This is a genomic window from Neisseria sp. P0021.S007, assembly GCF_051956855.1.
The window spans coordinates 1-702 of sequence record NZ_JBQCXA010000497.1; the positions used below are offsets into that span (position 1 = coordinate 1).

The following is a 702-nucleotide window of genomic DNA, read 5'->3' on the forward strand; positions in this document are numbered from 1 at the left end:
GATTTAAATATTCAAACGAAGCGGGATTATAGCACCGATTATTTGGCATCCGCGCTAGGCGAGACGAAAAATAATCCAATCAACATAAAAATCAACCATCCCTCCGTTCCAACACCTTCCTAGCCGCTTCCACGCCCCAATACAAAGCCTCCTCGAATACCGAATAGCCGCTCAAATCGCTGTGGGCAAACAGCAAGCCTGACGCGCGGTTTCTGATTTTTAACAAAGATGCATCGTTCAGATAACCGGCTTTCGGTACACTCATACCGTGTCCGCGCACCGTAACATCAACGTGGGAAACGTGTTGCCAGAAGCTCTCTCCGTAGGCGGCAATCAAGTCTTTGGCTGCCAAGTCGCGCAGTTCTTCGTCGGTGGCTTCGAGCAGTTGGCGGCGGACGGTTTGCGGGGTGTCGTGGTTGAGCGCGGCATAGGCGGTGAAGATGGTGCGTTCGGGGCGGGCGACACGGATGAGCTGGTTGGTAGCGATAACGTAGCCGAGTCCTTGGCTGCCGTAAATGACGTTATCCCACGCGGTTTCGCTGTTATTTTTTTCTTTCGGGAAGCTGTGCAATTCGAAATTGGCGACCAACCACGGGGCGTATTCGGGAATGTCCAAACCGTATTGCGCGGGATTTTCGATGATGCGGGCGGCGACCATCAGCGGCATGGCGGAAATAACGTGTTGCGCGGTCAGGGCGACGG

General features: G+C 54.0%; 1 pseudogene. It reads right to left on the minus strand.

Annotated features, from left to right (window positions below):
* Window positions 1-91: 91 nt before the first annotated feature.
* Window positions 92-702 (minus strand): annotated as a pseudogene (locus ACTHUR_RS14230) (twin-arginine translocation pathway signal); the annotation flags it as partial.